A 26,385-nucleotide genomic window follows, 5' to 3' on the forward strand; every position below is an offset into this window, starting at 1 on the left:
CAGGTGACCTTGACCCCCAGAGACCAACGGATTAGAGTTTGTGATTAAGGCCCCTATAATGTCGGCTCAAAGCAAACGATACGTGAAGTTTGGCGGCGCCACGGCGATCATTCTTCTCTCGCTGGGATATCTCGCGTATACCGGTGTACAGCAGAGCAAAAGCTACTACGTAACCATTAAAGAGCTGCGCGCCATGGACAACACGGTTTACAGCAAACGGCTGCGCGTGGCCGGCAATGTTGCGCCAGGATCCATCAGGCGTACCGGCACCCGGGTGGAATTTACGCTTATAGAGCAGGGCACTACCTTGCCCGTCGTGTACAACGGAACTGAAGCCCCACCCGATACCTTCAAAGATGATTCGCAAGCCTTGGCCGAGGGGCAAATGGGGCGGGACGGCGTTTTCCGGGCCAACCAGTTGCAAGCCAAGTGCGCCTCCAAATACGCTCCCCAACAAACTCCCGCATCGCAGCCTGGCGCAAAACCGAACAATGCTCCGCTGAACAATGCCCCGCTGAACAATGCTCCGCCGAACAATGCTCCGCCGAACAATGCCCCGCTGAAGTCCATGACCAAGGTGGAGCCGAATGCCTCTCCCGGTCTTTCTGAGTGAATGTTTCTGGACCGCACCTGAGCGCCTCCGCTGCATCAACCACTCGCGCCGAAAGCACTGCCGTTACGCTGGAAAATCTCGGCAAGCACTTTGGACGATTCGCAGCCTTGCGCAGCCTGACGGCAGAATTTCGCGCTGGTCAGATGTATGCCATTTTAGGGGACAATGGAGCAGGGAAGACCACCCTGCTGCGCACCATCGCCGGACTCTCGCGTCCCAGTCGCGGCACTATCAGGGTTCTGGGAGCAACGGATTTGCGCTCCGTCACCGGGCAGATCGGCTACATGGCGCATCCCTCGCTGCTCTACGACGAATTGAGTGGCCTCGAAAATCTCCGTTATTTCGCAGCACTCTACGGAATCCGTGACGACCAGCGTTGCCAATCTGCGATTCTTGCCGTGGGGCTGGATTCGGCGCTGACGCGACGCGTTGATCAATACTCCCAAGGCATGCGCCAAAGACTGTCACTGGCGCGAGCCATCGTGCACAGTCCCAGAATTCTTTTGCTCGACGAGCCGTTCTCGAACGTGGATTTAGCATCGGCGCGGGAAATCGTAAGCGTGCTGGTCAAGATGCGTGCAGAAGGAAAGACGATCTTCATCGTTACTCATCAGGCCGCCCTGCTTGAACGCGTGGCCGACGAGTTCGTCTGGATGGCGGCAGGGCAGATCTCGAAGCGGAGCCGCGAGCTCACAACGCCGGCGGCGGAATCCAAGGGCGCGCAATGAGTGCCCTCCAGAACACCCGCGACACGCTCACCAAAGATCTGCGTCTGGAGTGGCGATCCAAAGATGCCATAAACTCGATGTTGTTTTTCGCGCTTCTTGTGGTCGTGATCTTCAGTTTTTCGTTTGATCCCACGGCAGAAGAATCGCGCCATATCACGGGAGGCCTGGTCTGGGTGGCCTTTCTGTTCGCCGCGGTGGTAGCGCTGAATCAGACCTGGGCCCGCGAATTGCGCAATCAGGTGCTGGATGCTTACCGCGTATCTCCCGCCTCGGCAAATTCCCTGTTTTTGGCCAAGGCGCTTGGGAACTTCGTTTTTGTGGGTGTCCTGGAAGCCTTGATGGCGCCTCTATTCATGATTTTTTTCAACCTGCGGCCTCTGGGGCCATCTTATGAGCTGGTGATCGTGGCGGCGCTGGCTACGTGGGCGCTGGTGGTTAATGGCACATTTTTCGCGGCCATGTCACTGCGGACGCGCAGCCGCGAGGTTATGCTGCCGCTGATTCTGTTTCCCATTTCGATTCCGGCGCTGCTGGCCATGGTACAGGCGACGACGACCATTCTGATGGGAGAGGGGTCACCAGAGTTCTGGGTGGTATTGCTCGCGGTCTATGATGTGGTGTTTACTACTGTGTGCCTGCTTCTTTTTGAAACGGTGTTACACGCGGAATGAGACGTAGCTTCTTCGTATTCGCGATCTTCACTCTGGTGCTGCTGGCTGTTGCCTTGTATGAAGCGCTGGTAGCCGCGCCCACGGAACAGACTATGGGCGACGTGCAGCGTATTTTCTATTATCATGTCCCCTCGGCTGCGACTGCTTTCCTGCTATTTGCCGTGAATTTTGTTGCTTCCATCGTCTATCTGGCTCGCCGTAGTGCACGCACCGACGCTCTGGCCGTGACCACCGCCGAAGTTGGCGTCGTTTTCTGCACTGTAGTTTTGGTGACCGGGCCGCTGTGGGCGCGTCCGGTGTGGGGCATCTGGTGGACTTGGGATGCCCGCCTCACCAGTACGCTGTTGCTGTGGCTGATCTACGTGAGCTACTTAATCTTGCGGCGTTACTCCACTAGCGGGCAAACGCCGGTGCTCGCGGCAGCCCTCGCCGTATTCGGTTTTCTTGACGTGCCCTTCGTGTATCTGGCGAACCGCCTATTCCGCACTCAGCATCCGCAGCCAGTTTTGTTGGGAGGGCCAGGTTCGGGTATCGCCCCCAAGATGTTGTCCACGTTATTGCTAAACATGGCAGCCTTCTTCGCCTTTGCCACACTGGTGTGCTGGGTGCGCTATCGCCTGGAACGGACCCGCCAGGATTTCGAAGAGACCCAGGCTCTCGAGGCGCTCCTGGAGCCCGGAATGAAGTCATCACGATGAAATTTCTCTTTGCTGCTTACGCCGCCACCTGGATCATTCACCTTTCCTATTTGGCCCTGCTGGGCCGCCGCTATCGGCGATTGCGGGATGAAATGCAGGAATTTCGACGGAAGTAAACGGACGGACCCAGCAGCAGACTTTTACTGGCTGAAAAAGTCTCGGAACATGTTCACCACGGACGTGGCGTCCACTCCGTCAGAGCGCATAAAAAGCCAGCACAACCAGCCAATGAAGCCAACCATGCCCAAGGCGCCTGTCCATTCCAGGGCCACGGAGTTCTTACGAGGATGAGAGGCGATAGAAATAGCGGCCATGGCGGAAAAGAAAATCAGCACCGCAATGTCCAAGGGCTGCATTAACCGACACCCCAGTCCACGCTATCTGCATCAGGCGGTTCTTCCGGATAATTGCGAAGGAATTCATACTCCTCTATGCCTACAGCTATTCCCACCCGCTCCGGCCCAGGCCCCGCTTCCACCCGAAGCACACGGGCGGTGAACCGAACCCGCACACTCTCGGTAAGCGTGACATGCGGAGGGAAAGTCAGTGTGATCTCGATGGGAGCGCCCGCTGGCAACTTGCGATCTAAGTAAAAGAAAGCGCCACGCGCGCTCACGTTCTGGGTCTCAGTCAAATGTTCTGATGGGTTGCTGCCGGGAACATGAACCGTCGCGGGTAGGCGCATATCGAAGCGGCGCATGGCGCGGCGTTCTTCGACAGGGGTTTCCGTAGTTGCTGGACGTCCCAAAAGCATCTCCGCCGGTTGCCCGGCTTTCTCCTGTTGAACTGCCATGGATTAAAACGGGAGCGAATAAACGTGACTACTGCAGACAGAATAGGTTTTCAACGCGCCCGTTGTTTACAGACTTGCCTAGCTCGGAACCATTTGCAATAGCAAAGGTGCTGCCGGAACTGATCTTATTAACCGGTAACTTCCTGGGTTCAAGCCCCCTCGGCTACGAGTTCGAGCCGTCGCCGCCCTTTATTGGCCAAAGCAGACTTGGGACGCCGATGGGACTTGCAGTCCGACTCCATCCGCCCCAGTACCTGCGACAGGCTGATCAACGACGGGCTTTGACACGCAACACACCGTCCGTTCCGGCTCTCGCTCACCACATCGCAATTGGCGCACAAAAATGCGTGGTCAAGCGGGATCAGGTTCAGAGGAAGTAAAGCACCTACAGACGAGCTCATGGCGCGCTCCTACAACTTACTCCTCGGGAAAGCAATTGGGTTACCACACGGCGAGACTTCCGGTGCTCACGTAACTTCAATGTTGGCGTGGAATCAGAGACTTGGCGGGTGGATGCGGCGTCACGAAGGTGAAACTTCTTGCGATAACGCCTGAAAAAAATCGGTCCGGGGCGCGCCTGTTCGACGTCGGTCTTTTATTAGGTGCCGGCTGAAAGGCGATGATGTCCGTTGCCGTTGGGCTCGGCGATTCCATACTGCCGGATCTTATATAGCAGGGCCTTGTAGCTGATCTTCAACAGCGCTGCAGCCTGTTTACGGTTCCAATTGGTCTCTTCCAAAGCACGAGTGATGGCCTCAGCCTCGGCTTCATCTTTAGCGCTACGCGCCAGAGACTTCAACCCGCGCGATTGCTCTCCGGCGCCGCGGCCGGCGGAAGCCACCGAAGTGTTGATGTCGGAATTGGGTTGCAACTCATGAATGGCAGTAGCTTCGTCACCCAGAATCAGGTAGCGTTTGACGAAATTGCTTAGCTCACGCAGATTGCCCGGCCAGGGATAATCCAGGCATTTTTGCTGAAGCGCTGCCGAGAGCGGCAGCGGAGGACGAGCATAGTGCTCGGCCAGACGCGACATAAAGTGTTTCAACAGCAGTGGAATTTCTTCCTTCCGTTCGCGCAGCGGCGGAAGCTGTAGCGTGAATGCATTCAACCGGTAATACAAGTCTTCGCGCAGGCGCTTGTTCGCAATCGCCTCCGGAATATTGATGTTCGTGGCGGCCAGAATGCGCACGTCTACCTTGACCACCGAACGGCTGCCCAGTCGGGAGAACTGCTGGTCCTGCAAAACGTGCAACAGCTTGGCTTGCAGCATAGGGGGCATTTCGCCAATCTCATCCAGCAAGATCGTACCCTTGTTGCACAGCTCAAATTTGCCGGGCTTGGAATGGGTGGCCCCGGTGAACGCTCCCGCCTCGTACCCGAACAATTCGCTCTCCAGCAAATCGGCGGGGACTGCCGCGCAGTTAACCTTCAAGAAGGTGCGGTGCGCGCGCGGCGATAGTTTATGGATCAGGCGCGCCAGCACTTCCTTGCCGGTCCCGCTCTCACCTAGCAAAAGTACTGGGATGTCCACTCCCGCCACCAAAGCGGCCTGGGAGCGGATTTTCTTCATCGCCGGACTGCCGGCAACGAAAAACACGTCGTCGCAAAGCTCCTCTACTTCGCCGGCATAGGGTTGCGACTCTGAACGCAAGCATTGCTTAATGACCGCATCCAGTTCCGCTTTCTGAAAAGGCTTGGTGAGGTAATCCTGCGCTCCCAGCCGGATCGCCTGCACAACCTTGCGGGTGTCGCTTACGCAGGAAAGCATCACCACTTTCATGCTGGGCTGCAGTTGGCGCAGCTGCTCCAGGGTTTGGAGACCGTCAATGCCGGGCATCAGCAGGTCGAGCAGCACCAGGTCAGGGCTGAGCCCGCTCTGCACCCGCTGCAGCGCGTGTTCGCCGTTGCTGGCGGTCTCCACCTTGTATGAGTCCACCTCGAGCAAGGTGCGGATGTAACGCAACATGCCGGGTTCATCATCAACCAGAAGGATGCTCGGATTTGGGGCGGTGCTCATCGCGCCCCCCCAGAAACCATCGGACGTAGCGGCATCAGGAATGAGAATTTGCTGCCCGAACCCAATTCGCTCTCCACCCAGATTTTTCCTCCGAAGGCCTGCACCAGGCGGCGGGCAATGGCAAGTCCAAGCCCCATGCCATCAGACTGAGTGCCGCCTTGAGGCAGTCGGAAAAAATCGTCAAAAATCTCTTGATGAAATTCCGGACCGATTCCCGGCCCGGTGTCTGAAACGCTTACTTTCACAGAATTTAGTACCTCAGCTTTTTGCCGGCGGCGATCGTGCGGCAGATCGGGGGTGTAGATCGTCCGCCGCTCCCACATGTACGGCTCGGCGTGCAGCCAGACGGTGCCGCCTTGAGGAGTAAACTTCACCGCGTTTTCAAGCAAATTGGAAACCACCCGTTGCACCTTTGCACCGTCGAACATGAAGCGCTGTAGCTTTTCGTTAGGCAGGAAATAAAGGGCCACACCCTTTTCCTGAAAACGGGTTGACCAGAACGTGCACACTTCGGAGAGGCAGCCATTCATATCTGCCATCTCAAATCTCATTTTCAGTTCGCCGGTTTCGAGCACACTGAACGTCAGGAAATCCTGAATGAAGTGCTCGAGGCGGACGCTGCTGCTTTGCATGTCCTTCAATACGTTGCGCTGACGCTCGCTAAGATCTCCCAACTTCTCGCTTTGCAGCAATTCGATGTAGCCGGCGAGAATAGCAAGCGGGGTTTTCAGGTCGTGCGCTGCGGCAGCTAACGCATCGGTGCAGCGACGATAGCGTTCCTGGAGCTGCATGTAGGCTTGCAGCAGCTCCTGTTGGCTCCCCGAACTGGCGCGAAGATCGGGGTTCTCGGCAACCGGGCTCATTGCCACGGCGCGGCTGGATGCATTAGACACACTCATCTCCCGGGCCTGTGCTTACCGTCCACTTAGGCTTCGCAACAAGAGGGGAGGGTCGGCTTTCGTTCTAGCCACTTCAGCGAGCTAACCTTGTGCTGAGATGCTATCCGCACAGTTACCACCTGTCAATCGTGAAATGCACCCCTTTAGTCATAAGTGAGAAGAACATTACCGCGGGTTACAACCATGTACATATCGCACTGGTTAACACTTGGAATTACGGCCATGCCGACGATCTTGAAGAAGTGGGTGAATCTGCGAACTTACGAGGGCCATCACCTTCCCAACCGGGATGCGCCAAATTGAGATTAGACAGGTTCGTAAGTCGTAGAGATGTGGCCCTTTAGATGCGAGGAATAACAATTGACTTTGGTCTAGGGGCATAACCTTGGCGCGGAAAGCATCTTCAAAAGAGCGGCGGGAATGGGAAAGACTGCCGTTAGCGGTCCCCATGTTCGTGCGAGGACGCGACCAGCGGGGTCACGAATTCCTGGAATTTGGTACCGCTCTAAACGTCAGCGCCGGGGGCGTTCTGTTGGCCGTGGGACGCCATGTTCCAGTGCCCTCCAGAGTGTCACTGGAGGTGCCGTGCGCGCCCCAAACTAAACCAGCTGGCCTGCCTCGAACGGTTCGGCGGTTGTTCGCTCGGCTGGTTCATCGCGGCGCCTCCGTGAACTCTCAGTTGCTGGGTCTGAAGTTCTCCAAACCTCTTCTCACCCCTAAAATGCGGAAGAATAGTTCCTCAGTGTGAAAACCTTTTCCCTGTCATATGCAGTTCTGTGGTCGTGAGTCACAGGCGGCGGTTAGAGCACGAAAATGGTCTCTAACTGACACATTCGCAGCGAGTTAGGTGCAATTTAGTGGGGTATTAAGGGCTGTGTCTCACTTTGGCGCTCGAGGTGCAATTACAGGGGCAGGTAAGTTAGACGTTTCAAGTGAGAGTGCAACATATGGCTTCAACAACGATGGGCGCGCTAGTGCAGGCCTTAGGCGATATCCCTCCGCAAGAGATAGTTTTTGGGCGCACTGACGCGATGCGGGCCTTGCGCGAGCGCCTGGACAAGGTCGCCTGTGCCAATGTTCCCGTGCTGATCCAGGGTGAGAGCGGCACCGGTAAAGACATTATTGCCCGCATGATTCATTCCCTCTCGCCATGGAAAGCCGGCCCGCTGGTGAAAGTGAATTGTCCGGCGATTCCCGGCACTCTGCTGGAGAGCGAACTTTTCGGTTACGAACGCGGGGCCTTCACCGGCGCCTACGGTTCGAAACCCGGGCGGGTAGAGATGGCTCACCGCGGGACGCTGTTTCTCGACGAAATTTCAGAGCTCGATCCCTCCCTGCAATCCAAGCTGTTGCAGTTGCTGCAAGACGGCCAGTTCTGCCGCATCGGCGCGCAGGAAGATAAAAAAGTGGAAGTGCGGGTAGTGTGCGCCACGAACCGGCAACTGGAGCAGGAAATCGCTACCGGCAATTTCCGCCAGGACCTTTTCTACCGCATCAACGTAGTGAATCTGCAGATGCCGCCGCTGCGCGATCGCGCCTCCGACATTCCCGACCTGATCGCCTACTTCCTCGAGTTCTACAATCGCAAATATAACTGTCGCGCCAAGACACTCTCCAATGAGCTGATGGGCATGCTGCAGAAATATCACTGGCCGGGCAACATTCGCGAACTCGAAAACCTGATCAAGCGCTATGTGATTCTGGGGTCGGAAGAAGCGATCACCAGCGACCTGGTGAGCCAGACCAAAGACTTCTTTAACGCCGACATTCCGGTGGACGGGCCGATCTCGCTCAAGAAGATCACCCGCCAGGCAGTGCGCGAGCTGGAACGCAAGGTAATACTGAAAGTCCTGCAGGCGAACCACTGGAACCGCAAGCAATCGGCGCGGGCACTGAGCATCAGCTATCGCGCGCTGCTGTATAAGATTCGCGAAACTGGATTGCCCTCCAACCGTCAGCGCATTAACGCCGCGAACGGCACGAACGGTGCCCAGAGCGTCGCCGCCGACTAAAACTGTTGTTGTCCTCGACTCCGAAAAGGGCGGGCCTGAATGGTCCGCCCTATTTTTTGCCTGCGCGGATTCACAATGCCCGTGGGTGGGATACCCACTCCCCCTCGCCACTGTGGGATCAAAGATTTAGTCAAACCCAAGCGTTTAGGTTATGTCCGTCGCACGATGCGATCTGAATGTCAGTGATAGCCTTACTACATCATCTCTTCGACTAACTCCTGAAAGAGGGTTCTGTCCACGTGCAGCGGCTGTTTGGCGAGGGGGCCTCGTTTGAAGGCGGGCTCGCTGTCTTCGTAGGTGGGCTGGTCGTCTTGGTAGAAGAGGCCGATGGGGATACGGTCTCCCCACTCAAATGATTTTTCGAGCGCCGCCTGGACGTTGCTGGGATCGTGGGCGGGATGGCCGTTTCCGGGCACGTCTTTTCCGTTCATGCCTGCATCATCCAGTTTGTAAACGCGTTTCTTGAACCAGGGATAAGTGTTCAACTTGTTGTAGGTCACGCAGGGACTGAAAACGTCAATCAGGGCGAAGCCTTTGTGGCGGATCCCGCCGGCGATGAGTTCGGCCATGTGGTTGGGCTCGCCGGAGAAGGCGCGCGCCACATAAGTCGCGCCGGAGATGAGCGCCAGCGCAATAGGGTTGATGGGCAGCTCGACGTTGCCGCGCGGCGTGGACTTGGTGCGCATGTCTTTCATTGTCGTGGGCGATGCCTGGCCGGTGGTGAGGCCGTAAATCTGGTTGTCCATCACGACATACGTGAGGTCGAGATTGCGGCGCATCGCGTGGATAAAGTGGCCGATGCCGATGCCGTAACCATCGCCGTCGCCACCGGTGATGACGACTTTGAGGTCGTGATTGGCCAGCTTGATGCCGGTGGCCACCGCGAGCGCGCGTCCGTGAAGCGAGTGAACTCCGTAGGCATGCACGTAGCCGGGCAAATTGGAGGAGCAGCCGATACCGGAGACGACCACCAGATCCTTGGAGGCGACGTGGGCGTCGCCGGCGGCCATCTTCACGGCCTTGAGGACGCCGAAGTCGCCGCAGCCCGGGCACCAGTCGGGATCAACCGGGCCTGCGTAAGTTTCGATGGGCAGTTCGACGACGGTGGCCATGTTTCCTCCAGTGTTCGTTCCTTCTTCAGAACCTAGTTCTCTCGCTGCGCTCGGGATGACAATCGAGAGCAGTTCTCTCGCTGCGCTCGGGATGACAATCGAGAGCAGTTCTCTCGCTGCGCTCGGGATGACAATCGAGAGCAGTTCCCTCGCTGCGCTCGGGATGACAATCGAGAGCAGTTCCCTCGCTGCGCTCGGGATGACAAATCAAAAGCAGGGCAAATCCAAAGCGCGTTAAGCGGCTCGCCACGAATGCGTGGAGCCGGTTTCAATGCCGACGTGCAAGTCGCCGCGCCTTTGCCCGGAATCGCGAGAAACGATCTCAATCTGCCATGTAGGCTCGCGGTAACCGTTGGTGGCAGCGCGTTCGATGCGGCCGGGGCGCACGTCCTCCCCGAGGTGCACGCGGATGTAGTGATATGCGATCTCGCGGGCCTCATCTGCGGTAACCGCGAGCGAGCGCTGGCTACCTTCAAGTATGGCCTGCACCTGCTCGACAATGTGGTGCGGCTCGAACGGCTCGCCGTCATATTTAAGGATGTGGTCGTGAACGGTGTAGCCGGTTTCGGCGCGCAGGTGGCGGGCAAATTGTCCAGTGGCGTTCAGCTCCACACAGATAGTGCGCTTGCAATTACGCAAAATGGCAGCGGCCTCGCGACTGTGGAAAGGCAGCAGATATTTGAAGTGCAGCTGATTCGCGATGACGCCGAGTGCCGCGAGTTGCGGGATGGCTTCGCGAATCACGCCCTTGCAAGAGCCCCAACCGATCAGAGTAACGTCGGCATTGCTCGGGCCTTCCAGCTGAGGCGCGGGCAAGTCACGCAGCGCGAGGTCCATCTTCTTCATGCGCTTTTCTGCGATCTTGCGGCGGATAGCTGCGTTGGTGAAAACGTCGGATATCAGAATGCCTTCTTCGTCGTGCTCATCGCTGGCAGCGATGTAATGGGCGTTTGCCGTGCCGGGAAGCGCGCGAGGTGAAACGCCGGACGAAGTGAAAGCATAGCGCTTGTATTTGCCGCCGGGCCAGTCCGCGACCAGTTCGCCGCGATCGATCGGCACAGTGGCGGGCAACTCCTCGGGCTCGATCGTCTCCGGATGTTCCGAAACCAGCAGGTCGGAAATAATAATGACGGGAAGCTGGTATTTTTCCGCGAGATTGAAGGCTTCGACAGTGGAGTGGAAGCAGTCAGCGGTATCGGTGGGTGCAATAATCACACGGGGAAAATCCCCCTGCGATGCGCCGTAAACCTGGTTGAGGTCGGCCTGCTCCGTCTTCGTGGGAATACCGGTGGACGGACCGCCGCGCTGCACCTCGACGATGACGACCGGAACCTCGATCATGCTCGCCATTCCAATAGCTTCAGTCATGAGCGCGAAGCCGCCGCCGGAGGTGCCGCACATGGCGCGCACGCCCGCGAAACCGGCGCCGACAGCCGTGTTAACTACTGCGAGTTCGTCCTCGCACTGCTTGACGGCGATGCCGCAGCGCTCGCCGTGATTTGCCATCCAGTGCAGGATGGCGGATGCCGGCGTCATGGGATAAGCCGAGTAAAACTTGCAGCCGGCTGCGAACGCGCCCAGGCTGATGGCTTCGTTCCCGGTAATGAAGGGGCGGCGCTTGCGTGAAAAATTCCATTTGCAGCCGAGAGGCGCGAAATGCTCGCGAGCGTAGTCGTAACCGGCGCGCGCGAGCTTTACGTTCTGGTCGATGACGGCCTGGCCCTTGTGGCCGAACGTATCGGCGAAAACACCGGCAGTGACGTCGAACTCCAGTCCGATCAGGAAGAGCAGCGCGCCTAGCGCGACCGTGTTCTGCATGATCGGCTGCACCGGGCCGAGCGGCTTGGTGAGCTGGCCGACAGGAATGGGGGCTGAGACAACGTTGTCGCGCAATGCGATGTTGCAGCGTAGCTTGTCGGAATTAAAGATGACGATGCCGCCCGACTCAACCTCGGGCGCATGACGTTCGATGGAGTCCTGGTTCAGCGCAATCAGCGCGTGCAGGTGGTCGCCGTGCGAGCCGAGCCTTTCCTGCCCCAGCCGGACGCGCAGCCAGATGTGGCCGCCGCGGATCACCGACTGATAGCTGTTGTAGGCGTACGCGTAAAGGCCCAGGCGCGCGGCGGTCTTGGCAAGGGTGTCGCCAGTTTTGTCGAGGCCATCGCCGGCGGCGCCTGCGATTCCGATCGTGATGCTGGAAAATTCAGCCATGGCACGTCCCCTGAGTGAGTCAGAACTTCCCGTCCGACCAGGAGGTCAGGGAAGTGGGGGCGTGCGATTAGGTTAAAGAGTCCCAGGATCGTCCCCCAAAACTTGGCTTGGCTTGTCCCTTGCGCCTAGGTCGATTTCCCGAGATGCGAGCGATTAGACAACCGTTGAAAACGCCTGTCAAGGATTTCCGCTAAGCAATAGTGCGACAATTGAAGGAAAGCCCAAATTCAAGCCGCCGGGTCACGGCACTCACCGGTGGCGGCATTTCAGGTAAAATCAATTGCGCAATACTATTTACGCTTCCGCGTCGAATTCCCAACAATTGCGACTAATGCGCGCCAGGCGCGGGGACTGCGTCCCAGGAGTGAATTGATGGCAAAGATTGCAAAGACGGCCGACCGCAAGAAGGTCATGGACACCACCAAAAGCACCGACTGCCCCAAGTGCGGGAAACCCACCCGCATCGTGAAGCGGGTGAAGGACCGTGAACGCGGTATCCCAGGCGGTGTCTTCATATCCTGCTCGGGATGTGAGTTCTACGAAAAGCTTTAATTGGTTCGCCGGTTGGAGTTAAAAAGACTGGCTTCGGCGACGTGTTCTATCGAATAGCCGCCTTCTCACCTAGAATCCATCCACGGGTCCACCAGAAACATGGCATTTTCGGTTGCCCTCGCGAGTTATTGGCGGCTGGTGCGCGGAAACAAGAATTTCCGCCGGCTGTGGTTTGCCCAAATCATCAGCGAGATCGGTGACTGGTTCTATGCCGTTGCTATTTACAGCCTTTTGCTGGAGCTGACCGGCAAAGCTTCTTCGGTGGCGGGAGCGCTCGTCCTCCAGGTGCTCCCCCAAACTTTCGTGGGGCCGATGGCGGGTGTGATCAACGACCGCATCAGCCGCAAGAAAGTGATGATCGCCGCCGACCTATTGCGTGCCGTCATCGTCGCTTCCATGCTGCTGGTGCGCTCGCGTTCGATGGTGTGGCTGATTTATCCGTTGTTATTTCTTGAAACCATCATGTGGGCGTTTTTCGAGCCCGCGCGCACCGCAGTTTTGCCGAATATCACCGCAGAAGAAGATCTGATCACCGCCAATACCCTGGGATCTACGACGTGGTCGGCAAATTTTGCCATTGGCGCCCTGCTAGGCGGACTGGTGGCCGCGTTCCTGGGCCGGGACGCGGTGTTCATTATCAATTCGGCTTCCTTCCTGCTGTCGGCGGCGCTGCTCAGAAGAATGAACTTCCGCGAGGCGCATACCGAGTTGCACGGTCCGCTGCGGCTCCGCGATCTGGTGGACTACTCTCCTATAGCCGATGGCATTCGTTACATTCGCAGTGATGCCCGGCTGCTGGCCACCATGTTCGTGAAATGCGGAATCGGAATCATGGGCGTGAACTGGGTTCTTTTCCCGGTGATGGGAGAGAAAGTATTTCCCCTCACCGGCGATGGCATGTCGGCCAGCCGCGGCGGCATGTTCAGCATGAGTCTGTTAATGGCGGCACGCGGCTTCGGCTCGTTGGTTGGGCCGTTACTCTCGGCAAGCTGGGCAGCGCAGAATCAGTCGCGTTTGCGCGCGCTTATTTTGTTCGGACTGGTCGGAGGCGGAGTCGGCTATGTGCTGCTGGGTGGCGCGCCGAACCTGGCGCTTGCCTGTACAGCTATTGTTTTCGCCCATATGGCTGCGTCCAATATTTGGGTTTCCTCAAACACGCTCCTACAGCTCAACACAGAAGACCGGTTTCGCGGGCGTGTGTTCTCCGCCGACCTGGGCTTTGCCATGCTGACCATGGCCATGAGTGCCTGGATCGGGGGATTGCTGATTGACCGCGGAGTTTCAGTGCGCACCGTAGCCGCGCTTGCCGGATGCGTCATGATTATTCCGGCTGCAGTCTGGTTCCGCGCGCTCAGCTTATGGCGGCGGCCCGTGCCGGAAAAAGCTCAGTCACCCACCTAGGCACAGGCGCCCTCGCCTGTATAGGTTGGAGTCTAACGAACTCGCGTAGGCACAGGCGCCCTCGCCTGTACAGGTGGAGTCTAACCAACTCGCGTAGGCACAGGCGCCCTTGCCGGTGCAGGTTGGAGTCTAACCAACTCGCGTAGGCACAGGCGCCCTCGCCTGTGCAGGTGGAGTCTAACGAACTCGCGTAGGCACAGGCGCCCTCGCCGGTGCAGGTTGGAGTCTAACCAACTCGCGTGGGCACAGGCGCCCTCGCCGGTGCAGGCGAGCGCAGCTCGCCCGGCCTTCATCGGCTCACTTCTTTCCTTTCAAATACCGATCAAACCACTCCACTGTTCTCTTCATGGCATCAATCTGATTTTCTCGTTTTTCGAAGCCGTGCCCCTCATCAGGATAGTAGTGCGCGTCCACCACCGTGCCCTGCTTCTTCAGGATCGCCACCACCTGCTCGGCTTCTTCCTTGGGATCGGTAATGTCATTCTCGCCTTGCAACACCAGCAACGGCGCTTTCGCGTTTTGAAAGTATTTTGTCGGCGAGGCGTTCTCATAAACCGCTCGGTCCTTCACCGGATCGCCGAGAATGGACTGATCGTACTGTTGCAGGATGGGATCTTCATTCGCCTGCTCTGTCAGCCAATCCGTGATGCCGTACAGCTCCACGGCGGCGGCCCAGACCTCCGGCGTTTTGCCGATCGCGATCATTGCCATATAGCCGCCATAGGAACCGCCGGTAATCCCGATCTTCTTGGCGTCAACATAGCCAGTTTCAGCCAGAAATTGTGCCGCATAAACCTCGTCCTGAAGATCGCCGCCGCCCAGGTCTTGATAGTTCGCCTTCTGAAACGCCATCCCGTATCCAGTGGAGCCGCGCACGTTCGGGGCGATGCAAACGTAACCGCGAGAGGCCAGGGCCGCGGCCGTCTTGTCGAAATAATCAGTGGTCTGGCCGGTCGGACCACCGTGCGGAAGGACGATTCCGGGATTGCTTCCGTCCCGTTGCAAGTTGAATGGCATCCACAGGAACGCACTAATCACCTTGCCATCGAATGTTTTGTAGTGAACCAATTGCGACGCCGGGAGCTGCGCCGGGTTCAAGCTAGCGATGGCTGAATGCGTAAGCTGCGTCGCGCGCCGGGTAGCCATCTGATATACCCATAAATCCGATGGCTGAGTTGACCCCTGGTGCAGCACCAGCAGCCGTGTGCCATCCGGCGAGAATGCTTTCGGCTTGCCGGATGCTTCGGTGATTCCAACCGGAAAATTCAATTTCTCGGCGCGCCCGGATTGGCGATCAACTATGTAGCTATGAATGCGCCCGTCTTCATTGACGCCGTAGGTGAAACTTCTGCCATCAGGAGCAAAATCACCAGGCTCCGCATCCCACTTCAGGTCGGTCACCCACGAGAGTTTTTTGCTCTGGACATCGAGCAAGGCGACATTGGAATATCCAGCTTTTTCGTTCGATGAAATCAACAAGGCGCGTCCATCGGGCGCCAGCGACGACGCTTGGTAAATGATCTGTCCCTGATGTGGCGTAAGGTTCTCAGTCGTGCCTGTGGCGACATCCACCCGATAGACGTCCGAATCGGTGTGGCCCACATTTGCCCGGTTGGCATAAATCGTCTTACCGTCGCCCGACCAGGCCACAGCGGACCAGACGTGGTCTTTGGTCTTCTCGTTCGTCAGCTTATGGACCTGCCGCGTTTTCCAATCCAACAGCGCAATATCCACCTGCGACTCGGTCCGCAGTTTGTAATCGAGTGAAAGCCTGCTGCCGTCCGGCGACCACAACGGGCTGGTTTCAGAGATAGCTGGAGTGTGCGTCAGGTTTACCGCCCCTCCACCCCCACTAGGAATCGCAAAGAGATCGAAGACTGCGCCGCCGCCGAAGTCCTGCTCATAGACGATCCACTTCCCGTCTGGCGACCATACCGCGCTCGATTGACGGTCGTCAGATTGCGAGAGCTGAATGGGCCAACCGCCGGCCGCGGAAACTTTCCACAGATTCAGCCGCCCAGTCAGATTGGTGGTCAATACCACCTCGCGGCCGTCAGGTGACCACGATGGGCTAAAAACTGTGCGCGTGTAATACAGGTCGTCTATAGGAACTGCTCCTGCCCCAGGATTGCTGGCAGAAGTGATGGCCTTAGGGTCGGTAGGCTGGCGCTCATCCGGCGAACTAGCCGCAGTTGCCAAAGCGTTTGCCGTTAAAAAAAGAGTGGATAGAAGAAAAACGAATGCGCCACGCCGATTGCTCAAGGTCTTCTCCTCGGTGCTCAACAACCAACAGTCTGGGATTGAGTAGCCGCAAAGTTTACCGCAACCGCCCTGGTTTTCAGCCAATGTAAGATTGTCGGGTGGTGGGCTGTTTTGAAATTCTAGCTTGTGAATCGCTTAAAAATCAGGCGTGACAGGTATTGGCACATTAAAAGGACGCTGAGTGCAGCGACCCCAGAATGCCAACCGATTGGTTGAGAGCCGTCAGGATAAGTTACTTCCCAAAGTGGAACGGGAGAGTACAGCCACGCCCAAAGAATAGTAAGGCAGAGAAGGAATCCAAACGCGATTTGCATGGCTAGGATGCCTTTTTTCATGCTGCCGCTCCCTGCACCTTATGCTCCAATAATCCCACCAATTCTTCCAAACTCCAAACATGATCCGCGAAGCCCGCTTCCATGGCGGGAGTAATACGCAGAGTTTGGTACGACGCCGCTACCATCAATGCCTTAAAACGCGAACGCGAGGAAAATGACGACGTGAATGAGGACATCATGCCACAGGAGGCTTGCCATTGACAGGTGAGTTAAATTCAAAACAGCCCACTACCGATTCTCGTCCCGAGTGAAGCGAGGAATGCCTACGGCGCGTGGGCGGATAGGAGTGCATAGGGATCCTCCCTGTGCTCGGGATGACATCTAAGAAAAGCGACGCCGTCCGCAAGGATTCATTCATGACCAGGTCCGAAAAGAGCGGTGAAGGAGTTTTCGTTCGGATTTTCGAGTTCCACGCCAAGCCCGGTCGCGAAAGGGAATTTGAAAAGATTTACGGTCCGGAAGGAGATTGGGCCCAGCTATTCCGGCGCAGCGAAGCCTTCATTCGCACCGAGCTGCATTGCGATAGGGAGACCAAAGGACGCTACGTCACCGTGGACTACTTTGCATCGCTCCCGGAGTTCGAGAAGTTGCTGGCAGAGCATCGCGCCGACTACGAGGCGCTGGACCATCGTTGCGCGGCAGTGCGTGCCTCAGAGAAATGTATAGGCTCTTTCCTCAACCGCGAGTAAGAAAGGGGCCGGGGTTATGCGCTGATGGGCACGCCTGCCGAAACCATCTCTTCCACTATCTTTCGGGCTGCCAGGCCGGGATCTTTCGCTGCGGTCACTGGCCGGCCGACCACCAGGTGGGTAGCTCCGGCCGCAATAGCCTCGGCCGGGGTGGTCACGCGGGCCTGGTCGCCTGGGTCGCCGCCGGCCGGACGTACACCCGGAGTCACGATGGCGAAGCCCGTGCCCAATTCGCGTCGCACCTCGCGCGCTTCCAATGGCGAGGCCACGATTCCGCCGCACCCGGAAACCCGGGCCAGGTTAGCCAGTCGCAGGACCTGGTCCACCACCCGTCCGCTGATACCGACCTCGTCCAGGTCCTGATCGCTCAGGCTGGTGAGAACCGTCACTGCTAACACCAGCGGACCCGTCGGCCCCGCTGCCTCGGCGGCCGCCTGCAGCATCTTGCCGCCGCCGCTGGCGTGGACGGTCAGCATGCTGACCTTCAGCCTGGTCGCTTCTGCCACCGCCCCGGACACGGTATTGGGAATGTCATGGAATTTCAGGTCGAGGAAGACTTTGCGGCCAGAGCCAATAAGCTCGCGGACGATCTGCGGGCCTTCTGCCGTAAACAGTTGTTTGCCGACCTTAAAGGTTGAAGCCGACTCCCCGACCGCTGCGACAATCTTTCGTGCCGCAGCAGCCGTGGAAACGTCGAGAGCGATGATGAGTCGGTCGCGCGCTTCGGTCACGCGCTCAGTTTATAGGGAACTAGTCCAAGTTCGCTACAGTTTGGGAAGTGGCCACTTCCGGCTGGACGATGTCCACCCGCACCTGCGTCAGACCGCGGCTCTTAAAGTCGAGCATGCGGGCGGCGCCGTAGGAGACATCAATGATACGGCCGGCCACGTAGGGTCCGCGGTCGTTTACCCGCAAGATTGCCCAGTTTCCGTTCCGCAGGTTGGTGACCCGCACCCAAGTGCCCAGAGGCAGCTTAAGGTGGGCAGCGGTGAATTGATGCATATCGTACGGTTCGCCGCTGGCAGTCGGTTTACCCTCGAAATAGCTTCCGTACCAGGAGGCAACACCCACCTGGTAAGGTTTCGGGGCCTTCACTTTTTCGGGACGTACGCCGTGGCTAGCGTTATTTTTGGGACCTGTAGTAGTGGTGCTTACTGACTCGGAGCTGTTTGGCCCTGGCGCCGCCCCAAGGCTGGTGACGTAAAACAAAGCCACCAGGATCGGGATAATGCTTCGTCGCATTCAGTCACCTCGCATCTCTAAAGTCGCCTCCCCTACCAGTGCTGGGTATTCCTCAAATGTCCGCCAATGGTAGAAGGCGCGGGGGTCAGTGTCAAAGGGTCAGTGGTACTCACTTTGGGGTAACCTGTTGAAGCCAAAACTAGTTACTTAAACCATTACTTTAGTTCGTGGGGCTTAGTGACTAGTAGCACCCGCTTTCCAAGCGGCGGATTTGAGATGACTGCACTAGGGGAAGTGTTGTCGTGGCAGACTGGTAAATCTAGGGTGTGTACCTTATATGCACCATGCAGTGGGCAGCTCGGAATCTTCCCGCGTGCGGGGTCATTCAGCTAATGCGCCCATGGTGAAACGAAAGCTTGAGCAGGAACCTTGGTGTTACGTCTGTTCAGAAATCGGCCAGAAAGCCCTTTTGCTGTACGCTCGGTTCCGTTAGATTTTGAGTATGGGCCAAGCGCCGCCCGTCGTGCTCAGCATCGCTGGCTTTGATCCTTCTGCGGGAGCGGGCATCACGGCAGACATCAAGACCATAGCCGCCCACGGCTGCTATGGAGTCTCCTGTATAACTGCGCTCACCGTGCAGTCCACCGCTGGAGTTCGCAGGGTGGAGCCCCTGCCTGCAGGCCTGGTGACCAGTACTCTGAACGAGTTGGCTGCCGACTTCGAGATTGCCGCGGTCAAGATTGGAATGTTGGGCTCGGCGGAAGTGGTAATAGCGACGGCCGAGTTTCTGGAAAAATACCGGCCGCCAAGCGTGGTTCTCGACCCCATACTGAAGTCGAGTTCGGGCGCCCGGTTGCTGGATAAAGTAGGCGCACAGTTGATGTCGGAGCGGCTCCTGCCACTGGCAACCGTGATCACGCCCAACCTTGATGAAGCCGCGGTCCTGGCCGAAATGCCGGTAACTGATGTCGAGCAGATGAAAGCTGCCGCTGAGCGACTGCACGAGCTGGGCGCTCCCAACGTCGTGGTTACCGGCGGCCACCTTGAAAAGCCTATTGACCTGCTGAGTTACGCCACGCCTGACGGGGACTTCCAGCAACAGACTTTCAAAGGCGAGCGCCAGCGTTCCACCTCAACTCATGGTACGGGCTGCGCGTTTGCCAGCGCTCTGGCGTGCCATCTCGCTCTGGGACGCACCATACCGGAGGCTGTTCTACTGGCAAAAGCCTACGTTGCCGCGGCCATTGCCCACGCCAGTGGGCTGGGGCGAGGGGTTGGACCGGTTGACCATCTCTATCGCATGCACGAACAACCACGCCGCCAGGCTGCGATAGAAGATTCGGAGACGGTGCACTGAAGTTGCGACCTGGAGAACAGGTCATCAGATCCAAGACAACAACGCAATACAATCTCGCGCTCTTAAATCATTTCTGCGGCGGTTTGGAATTGTTGTCTGGCGTGGGGCCGGCATTTGGCGGCTGCTGGTTATCAGGCAAAGGCTCCATGATCCCGCCTTCAGGAGCCGGCTGCTGCGGCGCCGCTTGCGGCGCATTCTGCGGCTGTGCGGGCTTGGCCTTGTCCGCATTGGCGGGCTGCTGATCGTCAGGCAGCGGCATTATCAGGCCACCGTTGTCTGGCTGTGAGTTGTTGCCCGCCGGCGGATTAGGTTGCGCCGGCGCCGGCTGAGACGGGGCAGGTTGCGATGGAGCAGGCTGCGCAGGCGTGGGCTGGGCACCGGGTTGGCCTGACGAAGGTTGTGCCGGAGCCGCATTGTCGGGATTTCCCGGTTGTTCATTCTCCGGGAGAGGCATCAGTAGGCCGCCCTGGGGTTGACTATTGCCAGGAACTGCTTCCGGCCCAGTCCCGGAAGTCGGTGCTTCGCTAGCTGGTGTCCGATTTTCCGAGGTCGGCGCCGGGGTTACAGGCTTGTCGGGTTCGATCACCGGGGTTCGGTCGCGCCGCATGAGCCGGACCGGACCGCCTTCGCGCCGCCGCTCCGCCAATTTGGCTTCAATTTGCTGCTGAACCGCGGTATCGCTGGTGTCGGCTACCTCGCTCAATCTCCTCCCTTCCATGTCCTTGCGCGTGGCTACCGTCACTTTTTGCTTTGCACTTTGCGCTTCGCGCGCCTTGTCGTAGTAAAAGTCAGCCGTCTCCCGGTCGCCTTCCATCTCCGCCAGATACCCCATATTGTTCAGGGTGAAGGCATCATTGGGATTGAGCTTATATGCCTGCTGGAAAACATCTCTCGCCTTATCAGGTTCGTTGCGGTTAATCGCCGACACGCCCTGCAGATTCAGTCGTGCTACCCGGGTCGCAGGGGTCTCTTTCTGGCTCAGCTGTTTGCGCAGCTTCTTGGCATTGTTTTCGGCAATTTCGCTGATCGGCTTGCCGCGCCAGTTCTTGTCCACGGTTACCACTACTGGATCCGGCGAATGCTGCTGTGCCGACTGCATATAGAAGCCCAGCGCCGCCTGGAACTCACCCTCCTTCTCCTTGGTGAATCCCATATTGTTAAGGGTGAACGGGTTCTTGGGGTCGAGTACCAGCGCCTTCTGCAGCAGGATATCGGCTTCGGGCGCCCGGTCTTTGAGCAGTAAACTTATGGCCTGAACATTGTCGCGATTCACCTGCATGGCGAGATCGTCGGCACTGCCTGCGACCTTGGTGACCGGTTTTCCCTCCGCGGAAGCTTCGTTGGCCTGATCTACGATTGCATCGGAACTCTGGTCTTCAGCCAGCGCATAGAACCGCTCGGCACGATCAACCTTGCCTTCCAATTCAGAGATGTAACCTAGATTATTCAGGGTGAAGGGATCGTTAGGATCCAGCAGATAGGCCTTATAAAAAAGCTTCTTGGCCTTTTCGTAGTTGTGCTTTTGGACGGCCTTTACCCCCTCCCGGTTCAAGCTTTGCACCGGCGTCGGTTTGCTACGTTTGGGCAGAGTGATCCTGACGCCGCCCTGCCCCTGCGCTGGCGCCATGGCCACAAGCAATCCAGCCACTATCGCCAGGAGTAGGGGGCAGAAAGGTTTCCGGGACATTAAGCCTCCGCTGAGGGGTACACGAATAGCGGCGGACGGGCAGCCGCTCACCTTTGTATCTGATTGTTGATGAGCCACCTGGCGTTGCCACACCTAGGGGAGATTCCTGTGGAGCGCGCTGCAAAGAATGTGCAACTTGGGCTACCTCCGGTGACGCATCTTTCGGCATCCAACCATTCCGGGTGCTTTGCTCGATTTCTGGTGCTGGCCTGAGTGCCCACCCCAAACTGCCAATTCACTTGAGGTACTGTGATGATGTCTGCGGTTCGAATGCTGCTGCTGTTCGCAATGTCTTCGGTCGCGATGTGCCAAAGCGCAGTGAATTCGTCGAATCCCCCATCGCCGGGGGCCCAATCTGCCGCCCAGCAATCTTCCAAGCAGCCCACCTCGCAACCTGCCGCCCAGCAATCAAGCGCCCAGCCAGCCGATGCGGATAAGAATCCGGCAGCCGAAGACGATCATGATCCGTTGCTCGATGTTCCGCCCTTGCCCAAAGGCAAGGTCACGCTTCTGGGCGGTACGGTGGCTCGTGTAGACCAGGTCAGGAACCGGGTTACGGTGCAGCCTTTTGGCGGAAGCAAAATGGACGTCGGGTTCGATGAGCGGACGCACATTTTCCGGGATGGTGTTCCGAGCACTCAGTTGGGGATTCACAAAGGCGATCGGGTTTACGTGGACACTATGCTCGACGGATCCAAAGTTTTTGCGCGCAACATCCGCGTGGTGACCAGTGCCGTTCCGGCGGATGCCCGTGGGCAGGTCGTCAGTTTTGATCCTGGAAATGGTGATATGACGTTGCAGGATGAATTGTCATCGCAACCGGTCCGCTTCCGGGTTACTTCCTCCACCGTGGTCCGCGGCGATAAGGGCACAATCTCCAGTTCGCAGCTTCGCCCTGGTTCGCTGGTGAATGTGAAATTTTCTTCAGGCCGGGGAAGGGGAGTAGCGAATGAGATCTTGCTAGTGGCCACTCCCGGTTCGCAATTCACGTTCTATGGCAAGATCAGCTTTATTGACATGCGGTCAAACACCATCGCCCTGGTGAACCAGAGCGACCAGAGAACGTACGACATCAGTTTTAACCCTAACCGTATTTCCAATCGCGACCAACTTCGCCTTGGCGCTAATGCACTCATCCAGACAATCTTTAGCGGCTCAGGCTATACCGCCACGGAGATCAGCTTCGTTCCGCAGCCGGCCGAATCCAGACAATAAGCTTTTGTGAGTAAAAGAAAAGCGGCGCTCAAAGCGCCGCTTTTTTGATGAAATTGTCGCAGGTGTTAAGACGGCCGCTTTTTCAATAAAATTCCGGCCAGGAAAGCCGTGCTGGCGCCCAATAGCCATTCGATGCGCCATAGCTGTACTGCCTGCCAATCCAACACTGTGGTGGCGGTGAAGACCACGCCGGTAAAAATCGCGCCCAGCAGACAAAGCATTCCGACGGTCAGGGCCACAAGCGAAGTAGTACCCAGTCCCAACACTTCTCTAATGTTCCGCATTTCGGTAGAGATTGCCTGCCTCGCAATTCGGAAGTGCCGGCCCACGCCGCGCGTGGTGGTGGCAAGACGGGAGCTACGTGCCCAGCCGCATACGTGGCAATAGCGGGATCCCATCACGAATTCGGCTGCGCATCGGTCACAAACTTCCACCATGCGGCCCGTTGGCTCCGGCGTTTGCACTGCCTGGCTCACCGGCGGTTGCCAGAATTCCTGGCCCGGATTATGTGCTGCACCTGACATAGAGAAAACTCCCTGCGTATTTCTTCGCAAGCCAATGACCAAAAGACCATCACTCTAACTCCTTGCACCTGATTGGCTTACGCTGCGGAGCCAGCCCTGTTGGAAACTACTCCAGCAAGTTTTACTCTAATGCTGAAAGTTTAGCCGGGTGGTTGCCGGATGAGGTGCACCCCGGCGTCTCCTTATCGGGTAAACTTAAGCTTCCCCCTGTGACCGACCGTCGGCAAAAACCTGCATTTCTAGAGTGCTCGGCATTGCTATGCCTGGTGGCTGCCTTGTCGCTCTTTGCGGTTGGCCAGCGGCCGCCGCAATCTCCGCCGACCAGAAGCGCAAGCCCTGCCGGTTCGCAGCCAGCTTCACCCACAGTTCACCGCAGCGACCCTTACACCCGAAGTGGCTACGATCATTTCTACAACATGGATTATGACGCCGCGGTGAAGGACTTTGAACTCGCATTCAAGGCGCAACCCGATGATCCCTTCGCCGCCTATCATCTGCTGACCGCGGTGCTGTTCCGCGAAATGAATCGCATGGGACTGATTGATCCCTCTGCCTATGCGAATGACACCTTTATTAATCAGCCGCATCGCCCACCCGATCCCAAGGTGCAGGCGCGCATAAACGAACTGGTTCGCACCGCCTTTGCGCTCAGCGAGAAGCGGCTGGCTGCAAATCCCAATGACACTTCTGCGCTTTATGCCCGGGGAGCTACTCGAGGTTTGCGCTCTACCTACACCGCGCTGGTGGAACGCTCCTGGTTTGCGGCGCTGCGCAGTGCGGTCGGCGCACGCCGCGATAATGAGCGCGTCCTCGAGCTGGATCCCCAATACACGGATGCGAAGATGGTGGTCGGCATTCACAATTACGTCATTGGCAGCTTGCCATTGGCAGTCAAAGTGGCCGCATCCATGGTGGGTCTGGGCGGAAGCAAAAGTCGCGGTATCGACTATCTCTACGAGGTCGCCAATCATGGCGGAGACGCCAGCGTGGATGCCAAAGTAGCCCTCGCGCTTTTCTTACGCCGTGAGAAACGCTTTGACGAAGCCCTCAAGCTGGTGCGCTCGCTCTCCCAGAGTTATCCGCGTAACTTTGTATTTGCGATCGAAGAACCAGATCTGTTGCGTCTTGCTGGAAATGACCAGGCGGCCGCGGACCAATATCGCAATCTTTATCAGCAAGGAAAGGCTGGGCGCTTCCCCAATGGGCATTACGAGCTCGCGGCGCTCAACCTGGGTGAGGTACTGCGCAAGCGCAAAGACTATCAAGGCGCTGCCGATGCTTACAATCTTGTGGATCAAGTCCCCCAGCCGGACCCGGAAATTCAACAAAAGGCGAACCTGGCGGCCGGCGAAATGTATGACCTGCTGCAAAAACGCGAGCTTGCGGTGAAGAAATATCAAGCCGTGGTCGCCGAAAACTCCGCCAGCCCGCCCGCGGACGCCGCCCGCAAGCACATCCGGGAAGCCTATCGGGAGTAGTCAGCAGTTCACGGGTAGCACGGAACCCTCAGGCCCTCAGTCTCGTATAGAACTGTAGCGAGGTGGATATGTATTGCAACTACTGTGGCAAGGTGATTCAGGATGACGCCAACCTTTGTGCCTACTGCGGCAGACGTGTGGGCGCCGTTCTAGCACGCAAACGCCTGGTGCGGCCACGCATTGGACGTAAAGTCGCCGGCGTCTGCCTGGGATTCGCTGAGTTCTTTGACATTGATGTGACCGTTGTCCGCCTGGTCTGGCTGATTGTAGCCATCATGACCGGGGTGGGCTTCCTTGCCTATCTGGTCGCCTGGATCGTCATGCCCGAGGAGCCGGAAATTGCCAGTGCTCCAGCTAACGGCGAGCGTGTCGGGACCACTACGTAGGATATGTGTTGCGGCTAATTTGTTTGGTTATGCCACAATGAGCTCATGCCTCTTTTGCGACGACTGATTGCGGCGCTGGCCCTGGTGGGGGTTTACGTTTCCTATCGCGCCTTGCAAATCCATTACAGCACCGAGTCGGCCCCTTGCAGCATCAACGATGTCTGGGACTGTGGCATCGTGAACCATAGCAAGTTCGCGGTCTTCCACGGTATTCCCGTGGCCCTCATCGGCATTATCGGTTACGTGCTTCTGGGAGCGCTGGCGATGCTCAATCGCGTGCGCATCATGACCGCTGCCGCGGTCATTGGCTTGGCCTTTTCCTTATATCTCGCCAATATTGAAAAGACCGTGCTCGGAGTTTGGTGCCAGTACTGTGTGGCCTCACTGGTTACGATCAGCCTGATCACACTGTTGGCGCTGATCGTGTTGCTTTTTCAGCGCGACCGTCGGCCAGCAAGCCAGACGTAGTTTGCCTATTTCGTATGCGCCGTCTCGCGCAGCGTGAACGTCATCGCGGTCTCCGCGTGTATGACCGCCTCTTCCTTGCCCGTGGCTGCGGCCAGACCAGTACCGGCTGCTCCACCCGCTGCCGCGCCAATCAGGGCCCCTTTGCCGCCTCCGAATACGCCGCCTAGAACCGCACCCGTGGCTGCGCCGCCGCCGATTTTAACCGCATTACTCTTGGTGTGGCTCTTGCCTTTCGCGCGGAACGCACCAGTGGAGATGGGCACCATCTTGCCGTTCACTTCCACCGCTGTCAGGCGAAGGCTGAGCTCTCCGGGAGCGTGCAGGCGTCCGCTGGATTTCACGTGGGTCACCCTGCCGATCGCTGGCGCGCCGGAACGTGCGATGGTCTTGCCATTGACCACCAAGTCTCTGGCCAGATTGGCATGAAATTTTTGTCCCGTTCTGGCGGTCTTGGAATTGATTTGCGAGTCAATCCGCACGGTCACTCTGGTGCCGACTGGAATGGTGCCGGCTGCCGCCAGTACCCCTAGTGCAAGCACGGCCGCTACAGTCTTCAGCGCTCGGTTCAACATTGTTACTCCTTCAGTTTGCAAGATGTAGGGGAAAGAACAGCTTAGACCGAAGTGGGCTGGCTTGGAAGAAACGATAGGGCAAGCACGCTTACTGTTCTGATGCCGGCCGGCTGTTGCACCGAAGTTCTGGCGTGGGTACCGGTCGGCCCCGCACCGCCCAGGCTGCCGCCTCGGAGGTCTCAAAAAATGATTGTGGAGTCGCGCCCGTTATCTGGGAATCTATGGCACTGATTCTCGCGTGCAACAACTCCCAGCGCGGAGTAAGATCGGCTGCTTCTCAAAGCAGTGCATCATGATCCTGGGTCTGAGCGCCTCTGAAGCAAAAGTTTCTAACTCGGCGCTGCGGGGGAAGCTACTTCGGACGTGTGCCTACAAGAAGGTTAACGCGAACATGTGAAGAGTCTCCAATAAGTGGCGATCTAGCCTTGTCGCAAACAATTCGAAGAGCCTGGAACACCGTGGAAGCGTGGGCCTTCAGGCCCACGATAAGGCGCACGAAAGAAGTGGGCTTTAGCCCCTGAGG

At 57.7% G+C, this 26,385-nt stretch carries 27 protein-coding genes; 14 read left to right on the plus strand and 13 right to left on the minus strand.

Annotated features, from left to right (window positions below):
- Positions 1-58: 58 nt before the first annotated feature.
- From VFA76_15040 to VFA76_15060, 5 genes are read left to right on the plus strand one after another with little or no spacing between them, the layout of a single operon-like run.
- Positions 59-613, plus strand: a complete 555-nt coding sequence (locus VFA76_15040) for a cytochrome c maturation protein CcmE (protein ID HZR33159.1) — start codon at positions 59-61, stop codon at positions 611-613.
- A complete protein-coding gene (locus VFA76_15045; GenBank protein ID HZR33160.1) occupies positions 610-1,341 on the plus strand; it encodes an ABC transporter ATP-binding protein in 732 nt (243 codons plus the stop codon). The genes VFA76_15040 and VFA76_15045 overlap by 4 nt, the downstream gene beginning before the upstream one ends.
- Positions 1,338-2,012, plus strand: coding sequence for a heme exporter protein CcmB (locus VFA76_15050; GenBank protein HZR33161.1), 675 nt, complete (start codon positions 1,338-1,340; stop codon positions 2,010-2,012). Before VFA76_15045 ends, VFA76_15050 begins: the two co-directional genes overlap by 4 nt.
- Positions 2,009-2,710 (plus strand): cytochrome c biogenesis protein CcsA, encoded by a 702-nt coding sequence (ccsA, locus tag VFA76_15055; GenBank protein ID HZR33162.1) that lies wholly within the window; start codon positions 2,009-2,011, stop codon positions 2,708-2,710. Before VFA76_15050 ends, ccsA begins: the two co-directional genes overlap by 4 nt.
- Positions 2,707-2,826, plus strand: coding sequence for a CcmD family protein (locus VFA76_15060; GenBank protein ID HZR33163.1), 120 nt, complete (start codon positions 2,707-2,709; stop codon positions 2,824-2,826). Before ccsA ends, VFA76_15060 begins: the two co-directional genes overlap by 4 nt.
- Before the next feature lie 24 nt (positions 2,827-2,850).
- Here VFA76_15060 and VFA76_15065 read toward each other — a convergent pair whose 3' ends face one another.
- The 4 genes from VFA76_15065 to VFA76_15080 form a co-directional block, all read right to left on the minus strand.
- Entirely contained in the window at positions 2,851-3,066 is a 216-nt protein-coding gene (locus VFA76_15065; protein ID HZR33164.1) for a hypothetical protein, read from the minus strand.
- Positions 3,066-3,503: a PilZ domain-containing protein gene (locus VFA76_15070; GenBank protein ID HZR33165.1), complete on the minus strand. Its 438-nt coding sequence runs from the start codon at positions 3,501-3,503 to the stop codon at positions 3,066-3,068. Before VFA76_15070 ends, VFA76_15065 begins: the two co-directional genes overlap by 1 nt.
- Positions 3,504-4,101: 598 nt before the next feature.
- Positions 4,102-5,520, minus strand: a complete 1,419-nt coding sequence (locus tag VFA76_15075; GenBank protein HZR33166.1) for a sigma-54 dependent transcriptional regulator — start codon at positions 5,518-5,520, stop codon at positions 4,102-4,104.
- Positions 5,517-6,413: a HAMP domain-containing sensor histidine kinase gene (locus VFA76_15080; protein HZR33167.1), complete on the minus strand. Its 897-nt coding sequence runs from the start codon at positions 6,411-6,413 to the stop codon at positions 5,517-5,519. Before VFA76_15080 ends, VFA76_15075 begins: the two co-directional genes overlap by 4 nt.
- 953 nt (positions 6,414-7,366) lie before the next feature.
- Between VFA76_15080 and VFA76_15085 the strand changes: the two genes are divergently transcribed.
- Complete coding sequence (locus VFA76_15085) at positions 7,367-8,431, plus strand: sigma 54-interacting transcriptional regulator (GenBank protein HZR33168.1); 1,065 nt, start codon at positions 7,367-7,369, stop codon at positions 8,429-8,431.
- A gap of 194 nt (positions 8,432-8,625) precedes the next feature.
- Here the strand turns inward: VFA76_15085 and VFA76_15090 are convergent, their stop codons facing one another.
- The 3 genes from VFA76_15090 to VFA76_15100 are packed head-to-tail and all read right to left on the minus strand — an operon-like array spanning position 8,626 to position 11,754.
- The gene (locus VFA76_15090; protein ID HZR33169.1) at positions 8,626-9,543 is read right to left on the minus strand and encodes a thiamine pyrophosphate-dependent enzyme; all 918 of its coding nucleotides are present in this window, start codon (positions 9,541-9,543) and stop codon (positions 8,626-8,628) included.
- Between the two features lie 25 nt (positions 9,544-9,568).
- Positions 9,569-9,793 (minus strand): hypothetical protein, encoded by a 225-nt coding sequence (locus VFA76_15095; protein ID HZR33170.1) that lies wholly within the window; start codon positions 9,791-9,793, stop codon positions 9,569-9,571.
- Positions 9,778-11,754 (minus strand): 2-oxoacid:acceptor oxidoreductase subunit alpha, encoded by a 1,977-nt coding sequence (locus tag VFA76_15100; GenBank protein HZR33171.1) that lies wholly within the window; start codon positions 11,752-11,754, stop codon positions 9,778-9,780. The genes VFA76_15095 and VFA76_15100 overlap by 16 nt, the downstream gene beginning before the upstream one ends.
- Before the next feature lie 372 nt (positions 11,755-12,126).
- Here VFA76_15100 and VFA76_15105 point away from each other — a divergent pair, with 372 nt between their 5' ends.
- Together VFA76_15105 and VFA76_15110 are read left to right on the plus strand one after the other, a co-directional pair.
- Positions 12,127-12,306 carry a hypothetical protein gene (locus VFA76_15105; protein HZR33172.1) on the plus strand — a complete coding sequence of 60 codons (180 nt, stop codon included), beginning with the start codon at positions 12,127-12,129 and terminating at the stop codon, positions 12,304-12,306.
- A gap of 99 nt (positions 12,307-12,405) precedes the next feature.
- Positions 12,406-13,707, plus strand: a complete 1,302-nt coding sequence (locus VFA76_15110; protein HZR33173.1) for an MFS transporter — start codon at positions 12,406-12,408, stop codon at positions 13,705-13,707.
- 297 nt (positions 13,708-14,004) lie between these two features.
- Here VFA76_15110 and VFA76_15115 read toward each other — a convergent pair whose 3' ends face one another.
- Complete coding sequence (locus tag VFA76_15115) at positions 14,005-15,969, minus strand: S9 family peptidase (protein ID HZR33174.1); 1,965 nt, start codon at positions 15,967-15,969, stop codon at positions 14,005-14,007.
- 649 nt (positions 15,970-16,618) lie between these two features.
- Here VFA76_15115 and VFA76_15120 point away from each other — a divergent pair.
- Positions 16,619-16,993: an antibiotic biosynthesis monooxygenase gene (locus VFA76_15120; GenBank protein ID HZR33175.1), complete on the plus strand. Its 375-nt coding sequence runs from the start codon at positions 16,619-16,621 to the stop codon at positions 16,991-16,993.
- Positions 16,994-17,007: 14 nt separating this feature from the next.
- Here VFA76_15120 and pyrF read toward each other — a convergent pair whose 3' ends face one another.
- Both pyrF and VFA76_15130 read right to left on the minus strand, forming a co-directional pair.
- Entirely contained in the window at positions 17,008-17,724 is a 717-nt protein-coding gene (pyrF, locus tag VFA76_15125) for an orotidine-5'-phosphate decarboxylase (GenBank protein ID HZR33176.1), read from the minus strand.
- A 19-nt stretch (positions 17,725-17,743) separates the two neighbouring features.
- Positions 17,744-18,235, minus strand: coding sequence for a septal ring lytic transglycosylase RlpA family protein (locus VFA76_15130; GenBank protein HZR33177.1), 492 nt, complete (start codon positions 18,233-18,235; stop codon positions 17,744-17,746).
- A 442-nt stretch (positions 18,236-18,677) separates the two neighbouring features.
- Here VFA76_15130 and thiD point away from each other — a divergent pair, with 442 nt between their 5' ends.
- Complete coding sequence (gene thiD / locus VFA76_15135; GenBank protein ID HZR33178.1) at positions 18,678-19,532, plus strand: bifunctional hydroxymethylpyrimidine kinase/phosphomethylpyrimidine kinase; 855 nt, start codon at positions 18,678-18,680, stop codon at positions 19,530-19,532.
- A 67-nt stretch (positions 19,533-19,599) separates the two neighbouring features.
- Here thiD and VFA76_15140 read toward each other — a convergent pair whose 3' ends face one another.
- Complete coding sequence (locus VFA76_15140) at positions 19,600-21,219, minus strand: hypothetical protein (protein HZR33179.1); 1,620 nt, start codon at positions 21,217-21,219, stop codon at positions 19,600-19,602.
- A 252-nt stretch (positions 21,220-21,471) separates the two neighbouring features.
- Between VFA76_15140 and VFA76_15145 the strand changes: the two genes are divergently transcribed.
- Entirely contained in the window at positions 21,472-22,434 is a 963-nt protein-coding gene (locus VFA76_15145) for a DUF5666 domain-containing protein (GenBank protein ID HZR33180.1), read from the plus strand.
- A gap of 65 nt (positions 22,435-22,499) precedes the next feature.
- On the opposite strand, the gene VFA76_15150 is transcribed toward VFA76_15145, so the two are convergent.
- Positions 22,500-22,958, minus strand: a complete 459-nt coding sequence (locus tag VFA76_15150) for a hypothetical protein (GenBank protein ID HZR33181.1) — start codon at positions 22,956-22,958, stop codon at positions 22,500-22,502.
- A 209-nt stretch (positions 22,959-23,167) separates the two neighbouring features.
- Here VFA76_15150 and VFA76_15155 point away from each other — a divergent pair, with 209 nt between their 5' ends.
- From VFA76_15155 to VFA76_15165, 3 genes are all read left to right on the plus strand, one after another.
- On the plus strand, positions 23,168-24,436 hold the full coding sequence (locus VFA76_15155; protein ID HZR33182.1) for a tetratricopeptide repeat protein: 1,269 nt from the start codon (positions 23,168-23,170) through the stop codon (positions 24,434-24,436).
- A gap of 68 nt (positions 24,437-24,504) precedes the next feature.
- A complete protein-coding gene (locus VFA76_15160; protein ID HZR33183.1) occupies positions 24,505-24,822 on the plus strand; it encodes a PspC domain-containing protein in 318 nt (105 codons plus the stop codon).
- 45 nt (positions 24,823-24,867) lie between these two features.
- The gene (locus tag VFA76_15165; GenBank protein HZR33184.1) at positions 24,868-25,290 is read left to right on the plus strand and encodes a vitamin K epoxide reductase family protein; all 423 of its coding nucleotides are present in this window, start codon (positions 24,868-24,870) and stop codon (positions 25,288-25,290) included.
- 5 nt (positions 25,291-25,295) lie between these two features.
- On the opposite strand, the gene VFA76_15170 is transcribed toward VFA76_15165, so the two are convergent.
- Positions 25,296-25,862 carry a hypothetical protein gene (locus tag VFA76_15170; protein ID HZR33185.1) on the minus strand — a complete coding sequence of 189 codons (567 nt, stop codon included), beginning with the start codon at positions 25,860-25,862 and terminating at the stop codon, positions 25,296-25,298.
- Between the last annotated feature and the right edge of the window lie 523 nt (positions 25,863-26,385).

Source organism: Terriglobales bacterium, assembly GCA_035651655.1.
In the GTDB taxonomy this organism is placed as follows: Bacteria; Acidobacteriota; Terriglobia; order Terriglobales; family Acidobacteriaceae; genus DASRFG01.

Bases quoted from the DNA above. Each gene is read 5' to 3' on its own strand.
- VFA76_15040 (HZR33159.1), top strand. From the start codon at position 59: ATGTCGGCTCAAAGCAAACGATACGTGAAGTTTGGCGGCGCCACGGCG.
- VFA76_15050 (HZR33161.1), top strand. From the start codon at position 1,338: ATGAGTGCCCTCCAGAACACCCGCGACACGCTCACCAAAGATCTGCGT.
- ccsA (HZR33162.1), top strand. From the start codon at position 2,009: ATGAGACGTAGCTTCTTCGTATTCGCGATCTTCACTCTGGTGCTGCTG.
- VFA76_15060 (HZR33163.1), top strand. From the start codon at position 2,707: ATGAAATTTCTCTTTGCTGCTTACGCCGCCACCTGGATCATTCACCTT.
- VFA76_15065 (HZR33164.1), bottom strand. From the start codon at position 3,066: ATGCAGCCCTTGGACATTGCGGTGCTGATTTTCTTTTCCGCCATGGCC.
- VFA76_15070 (HZR33165.1), bottom strand. From the start codon at position 3,503: ATGGCAGTTCAACAGGAGAAAGCCGGGCAACCGGCGGAGATGCTTTTG.
- VFA76_15075 (HZR33166.1), bottom strand. From the start codon at position 5,520: ATGAGCACCGCCCCAAATCCGAGCATCCTTCTGGTTGATGATGAACCC.
- VFA76_15085 (HZR33168.1), top strand. From the start codon at position 7,367: ATGGCTTCAACAACGATGGGCGCGCTAGTGCAGGCCTTAGGCGATATC.
- VFA76_15090 (HZR33169.1), bottom strand. From the start codon at position 9,543: ATGGCCACCGTCGTCGAACTGCCCATCGAAACTTACGCAGGCCCGGTT.
- VFA76_15100 (HZR33171.1), bottom strand. From the start codon at position 11,754: ATGGCTGAATTTTCCAGCATCACGATCGGAATCGCAGGCGCCGCCGGC.
- VFA76_15105 (HZR33172.1), top strand. From the start codon at position 12,127: ATGGCAAAGATTGCAAAGACGGCCGACCGCAAGAAGGTCATGGACACC.
- VFA76_15110 (HZR33173.1), top strand. From the start codon at position 12,406: ATGGCATTTTCGGTTGCCCTCGCGAGTTATTGGCGGCTGGTGCGCGGA.
- VFA76_15120 (HZR33175.1), top strand. From the start codon at position 16,619: ATGACATCTAAGAAAAGCGACGCCGTCCGCAAGGATTCATTCATGACC.
- VFA76_15130 (HZR33177.1), bottom strand. From the start codon at position 18,235: ATGCGACGAAGCATTATCCCGATCCTGGTGGCTTTGTTTTACGTCACC.
- thiD (HZR33178.1), top strand. From the start codon at position 18,678: ATGGGCCAAGCGCCGCCCGTCGTGCTCAGCATCGCTGGCTTTGATCCT.
- VFA76_15140 (HZR33179.1), bottom strand. From the start codon at position 21,219: ATGTCCCGGAAACCTTTCTGCCCCCTACTCCTGGCGATAGTGGCTGGA.
- VFA76_15145 (HZR33180.1), top strand. From the start codon at position 21,472: ATGATGTCTGCGGTTCGAATGCTGCTGCTGTTCGCAATGTCTTCGGTC.
- VFA76_15150 (HZR33181.1), bottom strand. From the start codon at position 22,958: ATGTCAGGTGCAGCACATAATCCGGGCCAGGAATTCTGGCAACCGCCG.
- VFA76_15160 (HZR33183.1), top strand. From the start codon at position 24,505: ATGTATTGCAACTACTGTGGCAAGGTGATTCAGGATGACGCCAACCTT.
- VFA76_15165 (HZR33184.1), top strand. From the start codon at position 24,868: ATGCCTCTTTTGCGACGACTGATTGCGGCGCTGGCCCTGGTGGGGGTT.
- VFA76_15170 (HZR33185.1), bottom strand. From the start codon at position 25,862: ATGTTGAACCGAGCGCTGAAGACTGTAGCGGCCGTGCTTGCACTAGGG.